At 53.5% G+C, this 16,475-nt stretch carries 15 protein-coding genes; all 15 read right to left on the bottom strand.

Annotated elements, in window-relative coordinates:
• A complete protein-coding gene (wecB, locus tag QOS90_RS10225; RefSeq protein WP_027595970.1) occupies positions 1-1,131 on the bottom strand; it encodes a non-hydrolyzing UDP-N-acetylglucosamine 2-epimerase in 1,131 nt (376 codons plus the stop codon).
• Between the two features lie 27 nt (positions 1,132-1,158).
• Positions 1,159-2,271 carry a UDP-2-acetamido-2,6-beta-L-arabino-hexul-4-ose reductase gene (gene wbjC / locus QOS90_RS10230; protein WP_027595969.1) on the bottom strand — a complete coding sequence of 371 codons (1,113 nt, stop codon included), beginning with the start codon at positions 2,269-2,271 and terminating at the stop codon, positions 1,159-1,161.
• A gap of 3 nt (positions 2,272-2,274) precedes the next feature.
• Complete coding sequence (locus tag QOS90_RS10235; RefSeq protein ID WP_027595968.1) at positions 2,275-3,309, bottom strand: polysaccharide biosynthesis protein; 1,035 nt, start codon at positions 3,307-3,309, stop codon at positions 2,275-2,277.
• A gap of 31 nt (positions 3,310-3,340) precedes the next feature.
• Complete coding sequence (locus QOS90_RS10240) at positions 3,341-4,123, bottom strand: AglZ/HisF2 family acetamidino modification protein (RefSeq protein WP_027595967.1); 783 nt, start codon at positions 4,121-4,123, stop codon at positions 3,341-3,343.
• A gap of 14 nt (positions 4,124-4,137) precedes the next feature.
• Entirely contained in the window at positions 4,138-4,752 is a 615-nt protein-coding gene (hisH, locus tag QOS90_RS10245; protein ID WP_027595966.1) for an imidazole glycerol phosphate synthase subunit HisH, read from the bottom strand.
• Complete coding sequence (locus QOS90_RS10250; protein WP_027595965.1) at positions 4,749-5,885, bottom strand: N-acetyl sugar amidotransferase; 1,137 nt, start codon at positions 5,883-5,885, stop codon at positions 4,749-4,751. Before QOS90_RS10250 ends, hisH begins: the two co-directional genes overlap by 4 nt.
• Positions 5,886-5,900: 15 nt before the next feature.
• Complete coding sequence (locus tag QOS90_RS10255) at positions 5,901-7,043, bottom strand: glycosyltransferase family 4 protein (RefSeq protein WP_027595964.1); 1,143 nt, start codon at positions 7,041-7,043, stop codon at positions 5,901-5,903.
• Entirely contained in the window at positions 7,040-7,648 is a 609-nt protein-coding gene (locus tag QOS90_RS10260; protein ID WP_283600548.1) for a CatB-related O-acetyltransferase, read from the bottom strand. Before QOS90_RS10260 ends, QOS90_RS10255 begins: the two co-directional genes overlap by 4 nt.
• Positions 7,645-9,027 (bottom strand): hypothetical protein, encoded by a 1,383-nt coding sequence (locus QOS90_RS10265; RefSeq protein WP_027595962.1) that lies wholly within the window; start codon positions 9,025-9,027, stop codon positions 7,645-7,647. The genes QOS90_RS10260 and QOS90_RS10265 overlap by 4 nt, the downstream gene beginning before the upstream one ends.
• Positions 9,028-9,143: 116 nt before the next feature.
• Positions 9,144-10,418 (bottom strand): oligosaccharide flippase family protein, encoded by a 1,275-nt coding sequence (locus QOS90_RS10270; RefSeq protein ID WP_027595961.1) that lies wholly within the window; start codon positions 10,416-10,418, stop codon positions 9,144-9,146.
• Positions 10,415-11,512 (bottom strand): DegT/DnrJ/EryC1/StrS family aminotransferase, encoded by a 1,098-nt coding sequence (locus tag QOS90_RS10275; protein ID WP_027595960.1) that lies wholly within the window; start codon positions 11,510-11,512, stop codon positions 10,415-10,417. The genes QOS90_RS10270 and QOS90_RS10275 overlap by 4 nt, the downstream gene beginning before the upstream one ends.
• A gap of 3 nt (positions 11,513-11,515) precedes the next feature.
• On the bottom strand, positions 11,516-12,091 hold the full coding sequence (gene wbpD, locus QOS90_RS10280; RefSeq protein WP_027595959.1) for a UDP-2-acetamido-3-amino-2,3-dideoxy-D-glucuronate N-acetyltransferase: 576 nt from the start codon (positions 12,089-12,091) through the stop codon (positions 11,516-11,518).
• Positions 12,088-13,920 (bottom strand): acyltransferase family protein, encoded by a 1,833-nt coding sequence (locus QOS90_RS10285; protein ID WP_050580773.1) that lies wholly within the window; start codon positions 13,918-13,920, stop codon positions 12,088-12,090. Before QOS90_RS10285 ends, wbpD begins: the two co-directional genes overlap by 4 nt.
• Before the next feature lie 132 nt (positions 13,921-14,052).
• Positions 14,053-15,003: a UDP-N-acetyl-2-amino-2-deoxy-D-glucuronate oxidase gene (gene wbpB / locus QOS90_RS10290; protein WP_027595957.1), complete on the bottom strand. Its 951-nt coding sequence runs from the start codon at positions 15,001-15,003 to the stop codon at positions 14,053-14,055.
• 71 nt (positions 15,004-15,074) lie between these two features.
• Positions 15,075-16,388 carry a UDP-N-acetyl-D-glucosamine 6-dehydrogenase gene (gene wbpA, locus QOS90_RS10295; RefSeq protein ID WP_027595956.1) on the bottom strand — a complete coding sequence of 438 codons (1,314 nt, stop codon included), beginning with the start codon at positions 16,386-16,388 and terminating at the stop codon, positions 15,075-15,077.
• Positions 16,389-16,475 lie beyond the last annotated feature (87 nt).

The raw sequence follows: 16,475 nt of genomic DNA on the forward strand, positions 1-16,475 counted from the left end.
TCAGTACCGCTTCCAGACCGTACGGTTCACATAGTCCGTATAACTGTGGACGATACGCACCACCTTGTCCGACACGTTCGGCATGCTGTAGTCGGCGACCAGTCGCAGGCTACGCTGATCGCCTCGCAGTTGGCTCTCAAGGATATTAAGCCCCTGCAAAACACGCTCGCAATCGAGACCGACCATCATCGCTGCGGCTTCTTCCATCCCTTCGGGGCGCTCATGCGCTTCGCGGATATTCAACGCTGGGAAGTTAAGAATCGACGCTTCTTCGTTGATCGTGCCGCTGTCGGAAAGCACAGCCTTGGAGGTCAACTGCAGCTTGTTGTAGTCCTTGAAGCCCAGCGGTTTGAGCAGGCGTACATTAGCGTGGAAGGTGACCCCCATGGCATCGACCCGTTTCTGGGTACGGGGATGCGTCGAGACGATAACCGGCAGATCGAATTGCTCGGCTACCGTATTGAGCGTGTCGACCAACTTCATGAAGTTCTTGTCGGAATCGATGTTTTCTTCACGGTGGGCGCTGACGACAAAGAACTTGCCAGCCTCGAGCCCAAGCCGCTCCAGCACATCGGACGCCTCGATACCGTCACGATAATGATTGAGGACTTCAAACATTGGACTGCCGGTCTTGATCACGCGATCTGCTGGCAAGCCTTCGCGAAGCAGGTAGTCCCGGGCGATGGTGCTGTAAGTGAGATTGATGTCAGCGGTATGGTCAACGATGCGGCGGTTGATTTCCTCGGGCACGCGCATGTCGAAGCAACGGTTGCCGGCTTCCATATGGAACGTCGGAATCTTGCGTCGCTTGGCCGAAATCACAGCCATGCAGCTGTTGGTATCGCCCAGCACCAACAGCGCTTCAGGGTTCACTTCAGCGAGCACACGGTCCACCGCAATGATCACATTGCCAATGGTTTCTGCACCCGAAGCGCCCGCGGCATTCAGGAAGTGATCGGGCTTGCGAATACCCAGATCCTGGAAAAAGATCTCGTTCAGCTCGTAGTCATAGTTTTGGCCGGTATGCACCAGTACGTGCTCGCAATGTTCGTCTAGCGCGCTCAGGACCCTGGACAAACGAATGATTTCGGGACGCGTGCCTACAACGGTGACGATTTTAAGTTTTTTCATAGCATTCTCAGTCCTGAGCCAACCGGGTCATGGGCAAACCGGCAGCGCATAAGTATCCGGATGTTCGCGGTCGAAGATCTCATTGGCCCAGAGCATGACGATCATTTCGTCATCACCAATGTTGGTGATGTCATGGGTCCAACCAGGCACTGTCTCAACAATGGTTGGCGCCTCACCGCTGGTCTGCAGTTCATAAAACTCGCCTGACACTACATGACGGAAGCGGAAATTGGCCGTGCCTTTGATAACCAGAAACTTCTCGGTCTTGGAGTGATGATAATGCCCTCCCCGCGTGATCCCCGGGTGTGCTGTGAAATACGAAAACTGCCCGGCTTCGGGGGTTTTCAGCATTTCAACGAAAACACCACGCGGGTCACCGTACTTGGGCACCTCATAGGTAAACGATGCGGGCGGCAGGTAGCTCAGGTAGGTGGAGTACAGTGCACGGGTCAAGCCAACGCCGACGTTTTCGGTAATCAAGGTGGCGCGGCTGGCGCGGAAGCTGCGCAGTTGCTCGGCCAAGGCACCCACCGTGGTGCTGTAAACCGGCTCGACGTCCACCTGACCACTGGCGACTGCCTCGCCGTCCATAATGGCCATGAACTTGCTGACCACGTCATCCACATAGACCAGGTTGAGCGCAGCAGATTCCTCATGGATCTGGATGGGCAGGTCGTGAGCGATGTTATGGCAGAAGGTGGCGACGGCCGAGTTATAGTTCGGCCGAGCCCATTTACCGAAAACATTGGGCAAGCGGAAAATGTAAATCGGGTTGCCGCTTTCCTGGCCAAGCGCGGTCAGTGCCTGCTCGGCTGCGAGCTTGCTGAGGCCGTAAGGGTTATCTCGCTCAGCCTGAATCGACGAGGTATACAGCACCGGGATCTTCCGCCCTGACGCCTTGACCGCATCGCACACCTGTTGAGTGAGTTCACTATTACCACTGCCGAACTCAGCGGGGTCCTCGGGGCGATTGACCCCTGCCAAGTGGAAGATGCAGTCTGCCTGGGCGACCTTGCCCTGCAGTGCCTGCACATCCTCACCTCGCACGAAAAGGCTGATCTCGACGTCTTTGCGCTCTGCCAGATGCACAAGCAGGTTACGCGCAATGAAGCCATTGCTTCCGGTTACCAGTACCTTCATCTGTCATTCCTCCGGCGTGGCATGCTCGCCACGCTGGATGGCTTTGATGAAATCGAGCTTGAGCAGCAATGCTTGCATCCCGGCTACATCCAGACGCTGGGTGTTGTGCGAGTTGTAGTCCTCCGTGTGGGAGATCTTCTCTTCACCCTGCTCGACATACTTGCTGTAGTTCAGGTCACGCAGGTCTGGCGGCACACGGAAGTAGTCACCCATGTCTTCGGCACAGGCCATTTCCTCACGGCTGAGCAATGCCTCGTAGAGCTTCTCGCCGTGACGAGTACCAATCACCTGGATCGGATGCTCAGGTTGCCCCAACAACGCAGTCAGTGCTGAAGCCAACGTTTCAACCGTGGCAGCTGGCGCTTTCTGCACGAACAGATCACCGTTATTGCCGTGCTCGAACGCGTAAAGCACAAGGTCCACGGCATCCGCTAGGGTCATCATGAAGCGGGTCATGTTCGGATCGGTGATGGACAGGGCCTTGCCGGCGCGAATCTGGTCGATGAACAGCGGGATCACCGATCCGCGTGATGCCATGACATTGCCGTAACGGGTGCCGCAGATGACAGTCTTGGTCTCGTCGACATTGCGCGACTTGGCGACCATGACCTTTTCCATCATGGCCTTGGAGATACCCATGGCGTTGATCGGATACACCGCCTTGTCAGTACTGAGGCAAACCACCCGCCGCACTTCATTTTGAATGGCAGCTTCAAGGACGTTCTCGGTACCGATGACGTTAGTCTTAACGGCCTCCATCGGGTGGAATTCGCAGGAGGGGACTTGCTTCAGCGCGGCCGCATGGAAGATGTAGTCGACACCCCGGGTGGCGTTCAGGACACTCTGGTAGTCCCGCACGTCGCCAATGTAGAACTTCAGCTTGGCGCTGTCATAGCGCTTGCGCATATCGTCCTGCTTCTTCTCGTCACGGCTGAAGATACGCACTTCAGCGATGTCACTGTCGAGAAACCGCTTGAGGACCGCATTGCCGAAAGAGCCGGTACCGCCGGTGATGAGAAGTGTTTTACCCTTGAACATATGATCTGACCCTTGCAACGCGCGTGAATAGTTATCGGGCTCGGAGAGCGGAATAAATGATGTCGTCTTTCTGCTGAGCACTTGGGTAGCTGATCAGCACCGCGCGATAGGCGCCCTTGAATACAAAGAAGCTACCTGCCGCCACACCGACCACGCCGCACGTCTTGACCACGCTTGCCATATCCTCGAGCGAACCACCACCGCCCAGGATGGTGATAGGGATATGCACCGCTGCCCGCAATTTAGCTGCCAGGTCCAGGTCATACCCCTTCATCTTTCCATCGTTCTCGATCGAATTGAGGACAATCTCCCCAGCACCGAGCTTCTCCAGTTCCTGCGCTACTTCCAACACACTGCGTTTGGTGTTTCGCGTGCCGTTATGCGTCCAGACCTCTTGGTGTTTGCTTAACAGCCGCGATTTGTGATCCAGCACTACCACCACGCTCTGGCTGCCAATTTCCTCGGCAATCTGGGTAACCAGCTGAGGGTTTTCGAGGGCCGCCGAGCTGATGGCGACCTTTTCGACGCCTAGCTGAATGATCTTCTTGGCCTGCAGCGCCGTCCGGATTCCACCGCCATAACACAAGGGCATACGGCACTCGGCAGCGAGTTTGGCGATTTGCGTGTAATTGGGCTCGACGCCATGCGCTGTCGCGTCAATGTCGATCACGATCAGCTCATCGGCTTCCTTTTCGTTGAAGATCTTCACCGCATTGATGGGATCTCCGACGTACTTCGGATCCTTGAATTTGACCGTCTTCACCAGCCCACCGTCTTGGATGAGCAGGCATGGAATGATCCTGGGTCTTAGCATTTGTCAGTTTCCGCTCACAGTTCCGCGAAGTTTTTCAACAGGCCGACGCCAAAGTGATGGCTTTTCTCGGGGTGGAACTGCACGCCATACACGTTCCCTGCCTGCACGGCGCAGCTGAACTCCAGGCCATACGAGGACATCGCAGCGCGGTGCTGCACGTGCTCGCAATCGAAGAAGAACGAATGCAGGAAGTAGAACCGCGCCTCCTCTTCGAAGCCTTTGAACAGCGCGTTGTCACCGAGCGATGCCACATCGTTCCAGCCCATGTGGGGCAGCGGCAGGTCCGTAAGGTCAGGGACCGATTTGAACGAGCGCACACAGCCGGGCACCCACCCTAGACCAGGGAGGCTACCTTCTTCACTGCTGTTAGCGAGAATTTGCATCCCCACGCAGATCCCCAGTACAGGCACCTTGTGCTCTTGCACCAGGGTTTCTAGGGTCGAGCGCATGCCCGAAGCATCCAGCCGCTCGATCGCATGGTCGAAGGCCCCAACCCCGGGCAGGATCAATTTGGTCGCGCCATCCAGCTGTGCTGCGGTCTGAGCAACCGCAACAGGGATGTGCAAACGTCGGTAGACGTTAACGAAGGCCTGGATGTTACCCAGACCGTAGTCAATGATGGTGATCATCTGAACAGCCTTCTTTCCAATCCGATTGCACTGAGCACACGAGCTCCTATGCCGATCAAGAAACGCTTGTTTTTGTAGTCATGGAAGGTCTTGTTCTGACCCTCGAAAATGCCCTGAAGCTCTGGGACAGTCAAGTCCAGCTTGTGTGCCACGTACTCGAATTCGGATTTGAGGAAGTTTTCGTCAAGCTCGGGCTTGGCGATGCGTTCGAGTGCGGCTTCCCGAGTCAGCTGACCGGTCATGATCAAGCTGGAAAAATGCGCGCGTCGCTTTTCGTACCCGAATTTGCGCGGCATCCAGTAATCTTCGTAAAAACGGGTAAAACGCGACTCATGGTGCTTGTGCTGGAAGCGCTTCCAACCAAACAGGCGCTCAAGCGTATCTTCAGCATCCTGCTTCACATAGGGGACGTGGTTCAGAGGGCGTACGACCTGCATGCCCAGTACATAACGGTAGTAGATCTTGTAGGACAATACGTCTACCAGAGGGAACGTCTTGAGCTTACGCGAACCGAACTTGCCATGGATGTCGTTGATCAGCGTGGTATCAATGCCTGGGTAGGCTCCCCACTCCTCAGGTTCGCGGCAGCATTCGGTGGAGTAGTTGCCGCCGGTGAGCACGTACTTGATTTTGTTGGCCTTGGCAAATTTGTACAGGCCTGAAAAGAACGCGGTGTCCTGAGGAATATCCTGGTCGGGAACCTGCGCCTTGAGGAAGGCCACCTGCAGGCTTTTCATCTCTTCCCAATTGATGACGTCGGTGAACAGCTCAAGGCCCAGGCCATCAACCAGTTTTTCGATGTTGCCAACGGCCTGGTCCGTGTTCCAGCCGGCGTCAACGTGGAAAAGCAGCGGGCGCAGGCCCATCTTTTCCTTTGCGACGTAAGCGAGGTAGGAGCTGTCCAGGCCGCCACTCAGACCGATGATGCAGTCATAGTCCCGACCCTGGCCGTCCTTCTTGATTTTTTCGGCAATCTTGGCCAGCTCAGCTTCACCCGCCGCACCGGTGTCCCAATTGGGCTGAATATTATTTTCAAAATTTTTGCAATACTCACAAACGCCTTGACCGTCGAAGGAAATATTCGGATCACTGGTATCCATGATGCAACGGGTACAGATTTTGTAGTTTTTCATAATAGCATCCAGCAATTAGGTCAACAGGCGCTTTGCCATGCGGCGGTAGTCTAGAAGACTCAAAGCAATTTCATGGGATCGCTTGGAGAAAGTATCCAGTATTTCAGGCTTGTCCTCAATCGCTGCAAACGCGCGGGTCAAGTCAATGTCGTTACGCACAGCCCACCCATTGCCATCCACAAACGGCACGTGACTAGGTACGTCTGCAATGATAACTGGCCGTCGCGCACAAAGGCTCATTTGCATTGTCGCCGACTGACTCCCCGGCTGCACATATACATCCGCCGCGCACAGCAGGGCGTAAAGCTCATCGGACGATTTCCAGCCCAAGAAGATGACCCGCGGATCTTTGGCTACAAGCGCGGTCACCTCTTCGGCAACAGCATCATGTAGTTGGCCAACGATCAAAAACCTAAAGTCTTCGGAGCGGGTTTGTGTAAAGGCACGAAGACTTTGGGCAAGTTTCTTCTTGCCATCAAACTTACCCGATTGAAGAAATACAACCTGCCGCGCATCAAGCCCCAGGGCCGCGCGCGTATCGGAGCGCAGCCTGGAGTAAGTAGCATCATCCGCTATATTCCCGCCTAACGGGAAAAACTCCATCTGCCTGTCTTCAATCCCGTATTGCTTGCGACAAAATGTTAGCGTTTCTTGGGAAATGCATAGCACCTTGTCAATGTCGGGCAAAGCACTTCTAATGAGCGGGCGGTAGTAGAACCGATGCAAGATCTTTGATAGTTTTCCCACCGCACTATTATTAGCATCCTCATGACTATCAACGTACAACTTCACGTTTGGATGCTTGCGCTTGTAGCGCGCCACTGTGCGCAACTCCCAACCACACAAACCGTGGAACATGATAACGTCAGGGCCAAACGATTCGATAATTTGCGCCACTTTCGCATGTATGCGTAGTTTCTTTTTCAAGAAAAATGGACCCACACCGCCGTAGGGCAACCGTATAACACGGGCACCATCAGTCCCTGTATAGTCGCCTGGGACGGTATAGCCAAGCGTAAGATTATCCAAGTACGTCTCAGTCGACGCGACCACAAGGACATCGTGCCCTGTTGAGACATGCTCACGGACCAGCTCGTTTTCCTGATAGCGGTACCCGTCAATGTAAAAACACGAAACACACAAATGGATAATTTTCATACAATATTCTGACTTTTCAAAAAAGCTTCCGGATCGTTGAAGTGCACGGCCGCAGCCTTCAGTTTATCCTCCGAAAACTCCCACCACCGACTCTTCAAAAGCCCTTCCACTATCGACTCAGAGAACCGCAGGCGTATCAATCGTGCCGGGTTACCTGCGTAAATTGCATAGGGGGGCACGTCTCGGGTGACCACGCTGCCCATGCCAATAACCGCACCCGTCCCGATGGTCACCCCCCCTTTAATAAGCACACCCTCACCTATCCAGACGTCGTGACCAATGACCGTATTGGGCTCCCAACGGTAGTCATGCCGCGAAAACTTCTTCTTGATACTCTCTTTATGCGCCAGAAATACGGGGCTGGTGGAGACGTATTCGATGGGATGCCTGGCGCCGCCAACGACGACATTATTGGCAATGGAACAGAAAGACCCAATCGACGTCTTTATGAATGTGCAGTCATACCCACAGAAACTATGCTCGCCGAAGCTGCTAGAAAACAGAGTACAACCGGACTCCACTTTTGAGCTGCGCGGAACGGCTGAGTCAATCAGAGCAGAGCCTCGCGACTTTTTTAGTATCCGAGAGATCACATATCCAATCATAGCCGGCGGCCCCATAATTTTAGTTTAAACTTATCAACCCATAGCAACCCTATCCACATCGCACCACCAAAAGAGGCCAGCATGGTGAAAAAGGGTCCATTGGTGGTCACAAACGCCAATGGAAAGAGCGCCGTCAACACGAACACCCTGTTCCAACCCTGGGCAACTCTGTCCAGCACAACCAGCCAGACCGTGTAGAGTGCGAAAATAACCAGCACCCCTAGAGCACCCGCCGCCGCAACACCGTCGGTTGCGACGAAGCTTGCGTTCGATTGGCTTTGTACACCCAGTACCCGCTCCGCAAGAATCTTTCCTAGCAGCGGCCACTTATCATCCGACGCATAGGCTGCTGGAACTTCAGCCAGCCTGCCAATGACAGAAACATGTGACCAGTGGGTGAACCCTTGCTCCGCGAACAGATCGTAGTACTGGGTAACAAATAAGCCTGGGTATGCCAATAATCGGGTATAGAAATAGAACCCGAGTTCTCGAAAAATCCCGACTTCATCGTAAAGCAGCGCGATGAGAAAGACCAAAAACGCGCCACCAGTGAACAGATAGGCGGGATTATTCGGGTCATCGCCACGTCGTTTGAAAACAAACGACACGAAGACCATGGCAAAGGGCAGCAGGAACACCGTTCGCTCTGCCGTTATCATGAAGACGAAAATAAAACCCACAAACCCCGTCAGGCATACCAAATAGCGTCTCGCCACCCACCCACTGGCAAAAAGTATGGGTGAAAAAAAATAGGCCAAATACACCTGGCAGTAACCGATAAATAACGACGTGGCCGCGCCTTTTTCCCGCTGCGCGTAAACATCATCCAGACCCGAAAACGACAAGACATCGCGATACGTCAAGAACAGCAAGCCGATACACGTCAGTGCGCCTATCATGCACGCGTATAAAAATGGCCTGGACAGGAAGCCAGACGATGACTGCCGCACAGGGAAGCTTCTGACCACCACGCAACACACAAACAAGCCAACACAGAAGTTAAAGAAAACCCAGAAATATCGGTCAACTGCATCCGCATGGTTAAGCATTCCGATAGCCACTGCAGGCACATAGACACAGAACGTCAAGGCATGCAAAAAAAGCGTTGACGGCCTATTAAAGTAAAGAGGCAACACGCTAACAGGTACAATCGAAAACACGAAAATCAACAACAGGTTGCCCAAATTAAAACTTGGCGCGTTAAACCCCCAAAAGGCTTGCTCAACGGCCAGGTACCTGTCATGCCCATACACCAAAGCCAGCACATAGAGGATCATCGAAACCAACAACTTGACGCGGGCCTTGCTTACAAACATAAGAGACCCCGGCAAAATTGACGACTTCTCCCCGCTTAGCCGACCCGCCATTTCAATTTCCATGATGACCTTTCGCCCTTGGTTAATCGGTAACGCTAAATCGCTGCCCGACGAAACTGCCCGATTGAAAAATATGCCAAGCGCTATGCTCAGCTTCGGACGCGATCACCTACGCGCCCCTACACCACTGCCGAATACTTCTTGACAGCGCGTGCAATCAAGAAGTTAGCAAAAACCAAATCAAGTAAATACACCACCGAAACCTGCACCGTATAAAGCATCAAGAACTCACTGAAGGACAGGGAGTTATAGTAGGAAACCAACAACACCGCCCCAGTTAGCGCCAACCTAAGCACATGAAGAAGCGGCATATAGAAGTTATAGCGAAGCACTAAGGACACCCGATCCAACGGCGTACTGATGAACGAACAAAATGCAGCCACCACAAGAACTTGTGCATACACGCCGGCATCGTGCCATTGACCACCTAACACTAACGGGTATAGCCAGGGCGATAGAGCACCCGCAAACACATAGATGGGAGCCCCAAAAATTGCCAACTTTCTCACCGTCAGGCTCCACAGCGACCTGAGCAGCAGAGGCTCATCATAATGTGAGGCCGCGCGCTGATAAAACACCTGGCCTATCGCAGCACCGATTAACCCTGACGGCAAGAAAATGGTAGCCATGACGATTGAGAACTGGCCAAGGATCTCAGTTCCAAATACTGCAGAGATGTAAAAGATGGGTGCAGCACTGCTTATCGTAACCAGCACATGCGACGCAACTAGTGCGTGTGCGCCATGTGCATGATCTTTGAAAGGGCTAGTTAAATTTCCGGATGCCTTGACCCCGCCAAAGATTAATTTTTTTGAATAGGGAAGGATGCTAGCAATTTTTCCTAACGCGCTGAACAGTGTCGTAAAAATCAGACCGCTTCCGGTCACGAGCGACAACAAGGCACCCGATACGACATAGGCCGATTTACCACACACTTCTGACAGCGCGGACACTTTGTAAGCACCCGCCCGCTGAGCATTGTGTTGAAATGCGAGTGCGATGGACACAAAGAACGCACTCAGGGGCGCAATCGCCAACCACTCAGCGCCCTCTTCGATTGATAAAGCCTGTGCGATCTCCACCGAAAACAAGCACATGACCACGGTAAGTAATGCACCGGTAATGAAACCAAGCTTTGCCAGCCCCAACAGCAGCAGGCGCGCCTGCTGCTCTCCTTTCAACATCTGGAAGAAGTATTCATACCTCCACGTCATGATGCCTGCAAAGAACATGACCAGCTGGAGAAATATATTCTGAACAGCGAACTCCTGCGGGGCATAGAGCCTGGATAATAACGGAATCCCAAGAACACCTATCACCTGCGCAACGGTATTGCCCGACGCTTGTAGAAAAATATCCCGCCAGTAAGACGAGACGTACTGGACGACTTTCACTGACCGGCTCCACAGGCAGCCGCCACAGCATCAACCACCTTACCAACATCCGCATCACTGAGGTAAGGATGCATCGGCAGGCTCAACACTTTATTCGCCAGTTCATCCCCCAATGGAAGATAAGCATCAGACGCAACAGCCACTTGTTTATTAAGGGGTATTGGGTAATGAACGACGCTAGGAACGCCCCGTTCTTTAAGCACTGCTTGAACGCGCTCCCGGCCTTCTACCTGAATCGTGAACTGTGCGTAAACTGAGCTATTCGCTTCAGCAATGAATGGAAGCTTTACGGAGCCCAACGAGCCCAGCAGGTTATTATATTTTTCTGCAGCGGCTTGCCGAAGCTTTATTTCGTTGTCAAATATATCGAGTTTGGCAAGAAGAATCGCGGCCTGCAGGGTATCAAGCCGACTATTAACGCCCACCCGCACATGGTGATAGCGCTTCTCTTGACCGTGCCGAGCGATCTGGCGAATGATAAGGGCCAACTCGGGATCGTTGGTGAAAATCGCGCCACCATCACCATAACAGCCCAACGGTTTACTTGGAAAGAAGCTCGTGCATGCGATAGACGTCAAGCTGCAGGAGCGCCGCCCTTTATAAGTAGCACCAAAGCTTTGGGCCGCATCCTCAATAACGGGAATATTGTACTTCGCTGCAATTTCATTGATCGCATCGAAGTCGGCACACTGCCCATAAAGCGACACTGGCACTATCGCCTTGGTGCGCGGGGTAATGGCTGCTTCCAGCAGCGCCGGGTCTAAATTACAAGTACGTTTATCCACATCGACATAAACAGGCGTCGCACCCAGCAATGCAACGGTCTCAGCAGTCGCAATATAAGTAAAGCCAGGGGTAATCACCTCATCCCCAGGACCAATACCTAACGCCATCTGTGCAATCTGCAAGGCATCAGTTCCGTTAGCGCAGGTAATGCAATGATCGACCCCGACATAGGTAGCCAAACGCTCTTCCAACTCAGTTACTTCTGGACCCAGGATATACTGACCATGGCTCAGTACTCGCTGAATACCAGCATCGATATTACTCTTGATGAGGGCTTGCTGCCGTTTGAGATCGATAAATTCAATCATAGGTCAAATATCCAATTTAGTCAGAGTATTGTCGCGCAGCACGTAACGAGCGCGCGTATGGGAGCAAATGGCTTCCCCCCTCTCATTCAATTCCAGTTGCTCGCCATATTCACTCATCCAGCCAATCTGTCGAGCTGGTACACCGACCATCAAGGCGTAGGCGGGAACATCTTTGTTGATCACCGCGCCCGCACCCACAAACGCGTACTCACCGATGGTAACCCCACAGACGATGGTGCAATTGGCCCCCAAGGTAGCGCCCTTCTTGACCAGCGTGTCACGGTACTGATCTTTGCGCTCGATCAAAGAGCGTGGATTGTAAACATTGGTAAACACCATGCTTGGCCCGCAAAATACGCCCTCTTCCAACGTAACATTGTCGTAGACCGATACGTTGTTTTGGACCTTGCAGTGATCACCAATCACAACCTTGTTACCCACAAAGACGTTCTGGCCAAGCGAAACACCGGCACCAATTCGAGCGCCGCTACACACGTGGACAAAATGCCAAACACGGGAATCTTTGCCTATTTGCGCGCCTTCGTCGACGATGGCACTCGAATGCTGATAATGGCTCATTGCTTGAGGCTCACACTGGATTGAGTTTGGTCGAACAACTGCTGGAGTTGACCGCCGGCAAAATGTCCGTAACGACGCGCCCCGATTTCGTTTAAGTGATGATTATCCTGATAGATAAGTTCACCCTGCTCGTAAGGTGCATCCGCAAAAAAGCTTGAGTTTGAAAAATCCACAAAGTGCACACCAACCCTGCCCGCAGCGAGTAACGCTACCTTATGATTGGCTGCCCTCCATTCCTCATTGAGTGCCAGGGTGGCAGGCAATCCTAATTCCCTGAAGCGTCGCACTCTTTGTACGTCTGATCGGAACATGGGCACTTGCCCCAAGATCACGACCTGCTTATTAGCCGCTGTGGCATCATCTAAAAATGACTGGAAGGCGCTCACAAACGCAGGACTAGGCACTTGGTATTGCCACATTCCCGCGACGATCACCTTGCCCATACCTGACATCGCCTGTTGCACTGCGACGATCTGTGAGCGGCATGGGCCACGGGCATACTCCGGCAGGCGATCAACGTCGAATCCTGGTATGGGTATGCAACTGCTTGCAGTGAATATTCGATACCCCACCCCTTGCTCTTCACCTGCCTGGTCCAGAAAGTAGTTGAGCTGAGCCGCATGACTGTCACCGATAACCAGGACAGTTGGCGTCGCGCTGGCGAGGCCGCGCTTGCACTCACCCACCTGCTGGCCATGACAGATCAGTTCAGGATCCGCATAACGCGTCTGCGCCAAGGGCTGCGGGGCGACCCATAGCGAATTCAGCTTGATCCCGAGCACGGCAATCGCTGCGAGCCCACCTGCTGCAAGCCCCCAGCGCGGTGCCAAACGCCAAACATCTGACGATTTGCGCACAGGCAACTCGATAAACCGATAAGACAGCCAAGCCAAGAAAAACGATGCACCCAGTGCGGTCAACATCCAACCTACACCTAACGCGTACTGCCCTGTGTAGTAGCGGATAAACGCCAGGACCGGCCAGTGCCAAAGATAGAGGGAATATGAGACACCACCCACCCACACCATGGGGCGTGAAGCCAAAAGGCTGCTGACCGGCCCTCGCCGGGCGGCGATAATCAGCGCAGCCCCCAGGCAAGGTACTATGGATAGAAAGCCGGGAAAGTTGGCTTTATCGATAAATAGAAAACTGGCAACCAGCACCACCGCGCCAAGCAGCCCCGTAAGCGCCGAACGTAATGCAGGTACTTCTCGGTCGCGCAGAACGAGCGCCAATACGGCTCCAACCATGAACTCGGGGACACGGGCGAGCAAGGAAAAGTACTGGCTGCCCAGGTCACCGCCCAACCCGCTCATGCCCGCCCAAAGGAACAGGCCAGCCGCAATCAGCGAAAGGCTGGGCAACCACCAGGATCGAGGTAACAGCAGCAGCACTAATGGATAAAAGAGATAAAACTGCATCTCGATTGCCAGCGACCACGTGTGCAGAAGCGGCAATTCTTCAACGCGAGGAGCAAAATAGCTGCCGAAGTCCGAAAAGTACTGGTTACTTAGAAACAGCGCGGCCGATTTCAGGCTCTGACGAAAGAAATCGAAATCACCGGTCAGCAACAAGACGGACGAGGCGGCACATACCACCGCCAGCATGACAGCATACGCAGGAACGATACGTTTTAAACGACTAGCATAAAACGACCGAAGATCGATTTTATATCCGGGCACCGTGAGAAGGGCCGTGATGATAAACCCAGAAATAACAAAGAAAACATCAACACCGACAAAGCCGGCCTTCAGCCATGCGCTGTCTGCGTGATAGGCAAGGACTGCCAAAACTGCAACTGCACGCAAGCCCTGAACGTCCAGCCGCATATCCTTACGCGGGCGTAACGAGGTCAAGCTATGCGGCAATGTTTCTTTGTTATTAGACAAGCTGCCAAGACCCTGTTGCGAGTACACCACTAAAGGAAGGGTGGTCTGTTGACCACCCGATACCACGCTCTGTCAGCGAGCCAACCCAAGAACAAACGGATGCGCCTCATTGTCCTTGGCCTGGACAATTGCGGCGCTACGGATGACGTTCACGGTTTCGACGCAATGACGTGCGTCTTCGATGCCGTAACCTCGCCCGGCGAGAATTTCTTCGTAGCTGGTGGTATGCAGATCGGTAAAGCCTTCGGAAAACTCCATTTCCTCGCCATCGACAGTAATCGAGCGATAGGTCGGCTTCTTGCCCTTGACGGCGTCGGGCAAGTCATTGGCATCGACCGAAAGGAACCAGCGTACACGCGCTTTTTCGTACTCAAGGTAACCCGCGGCTTTATGCTCAGATGAGTAGTGCACCACATTGCGCTGGAGCTTACCGAAGATGAAGTGCAGCATGTCGTAGAAGTGCACACCGATGTTGGTAGCAACACCGAAGGATTTACGAGGATCACCCTTCCAGCTCTGCAGGTACCACTTGCCACGCGACGTGATGTACGTGAGATCGACCTCATACTTGTGCGCACGGTTTTCTGCTGCAACTTTGTCTTTCAGGTTGAGGATTGCCTGATGGTGACGCAATTGCAGGATGTTGTAGAGCCGCTTGCCCGTTTCCTGTTCGATCAGCGAAAGCTGATCGAGCATGTCAGGCGTCGGGACCAGCGGTTTCTCGCAGATGACATCGCAGCCCAGACGCAGCCCTGCTGCGATATGTGGATAGTGCAGATAGTTTGGCGAACAGATGGAGACATAATCCAGCGCCGTTGCGGGATCGCGCTTCAGCGTGTGCGCATGCTCAAGGAAGAACTCGAACTCGGTGAAAAACTCACTCTGCGGCGAGATGCTGTCGATGATGCCGACCGAGTCGTTAATGTCGTAGGCGGAAACCAGGCGGTTGCCGGTGTCCTTGATGGCACGCATGTGTCGAGGGGCAATGTAACCGGCGGCACCGATCAGAGCAAAGTTCTTCATGAATCTTCCTTCGGAAACTGTTGAATCCGTCCGGCGCCGTGCGCCCGGACGGAGGGTCAGCTATTAGCGGTTCAAGCTTTGATGATATGAGCTGCAGGGGCGCGGTATTTGCCCCGACTGTCAACGATCAGCCTGGCCTTGGCTTCAATCAACGCATAATCGAATTTGTCATGGTCGGTGGCCAGGATCACGGCATCAAAGGAAGCCAGATTTTCCGCCGTCAACGGTTCGCTGCTGAGCTCGAAATGATGCTCGCGCATCTTCGGAAACACTGGAACATGCGGATCGCTGTAGGCAACGACACCACCCTTGGCCTGAATCAACTCCATGATCTCAACCGAAGGTGACTCGCGCATGTCATCAACGTTTTTCTTGTACGCAATGCCCAGCACCAGAATGCGGCTACCTTTGAGCGCTTTGCCTGCGTCGTTCAGCCCATCCATCAGTTTGCTGAGCACATATTCCGGCATCGCCTGGTTCACCTCGCCCGAAAGCTCGATGAATCGGGTGTTCACACCGTACTCCCGCGCTTTCCAGGTCAGATAGAAGGGGTCGATTGGTATGCAGTGGCCGCCAAGCCCCGGACCAGGGTAGTAGGCAGTGAAACCAAAAGGCTTGGTCGCCGCCGCGTCCACCACTTCGAAAATATCGATCCCCATGCGGTCCGCAACAATTTTCATTTCGTTGACCAAACCGATGTTCACTGCGCGGTGAATATTCTCCAGCAGTTTGGTCATCTCGGCCGCCTTGGTCGAGCTGACCTGAACAACTTTATCAATCGCTTGGTCGTACAGGGCGACACCCACTTCGAGGCAACTTGGCGTATGACCGCCAATCACCTTTGGAATGGTCCGTGTTTCGAAGTTTATGTTACCCGGGTCTTCGCGTTCTGGCGAATAGACGAGAAAGATATTCTCCCCTACTTTCAAGCCATTTTCCTCAACACGCGGCAGCAACTCTTCCTCGGTGGTGCCTGGGTAGGTTGTGCTTTCCAGCGATACCACTTGGCCGGCCCGCAGATAGGGCTTTATCGCATCAGTAGTATTAATGACAAAGCTCATGTCCGGCTCACGGTACTTGTTCAGTGGCGTCGGGACGCAAAGAATCAAGGCATCGCATTTAGCGACGCGAGTGAAATCAGTGGTGGCTTCGAAACCGTGCTGGCGGGCTTGAGCGATACTGGCACTGGAAATATGTTCGATGTAGCTTTGTCCAGCATTGAGGCGATCAACTTTAACTTCGTCGATGTCTATACCCAGCACATTAAAGCCAATCGCGTTATAACGCAGCATCAGGGGCAAGCCAACATACCCGAGGCCGACAATGCCGACCAACGCTGATTTGCTCTTGAACTTTTCAACCGCCTGCTTCTTGATATCCGTCATATCGCGTGACTCACCCTTCTATATTACCCGCCTGCACAGGTGGCAGGAGACGGGGTGTTAAAGATGCCCGTTCACCCAGTCGTGGAT

This window comes from Pseudomonas sp. LAIL14HWK12:I10 (assembly GCF_900184205.1).
Lineage (GTDB): Bacteria > Pseudomonadota > Gammaproteobacteria > Pseudomonadales > Pseudomonadaceae > Aquipseudomonas > Aquipseudomonas kermanshahensis.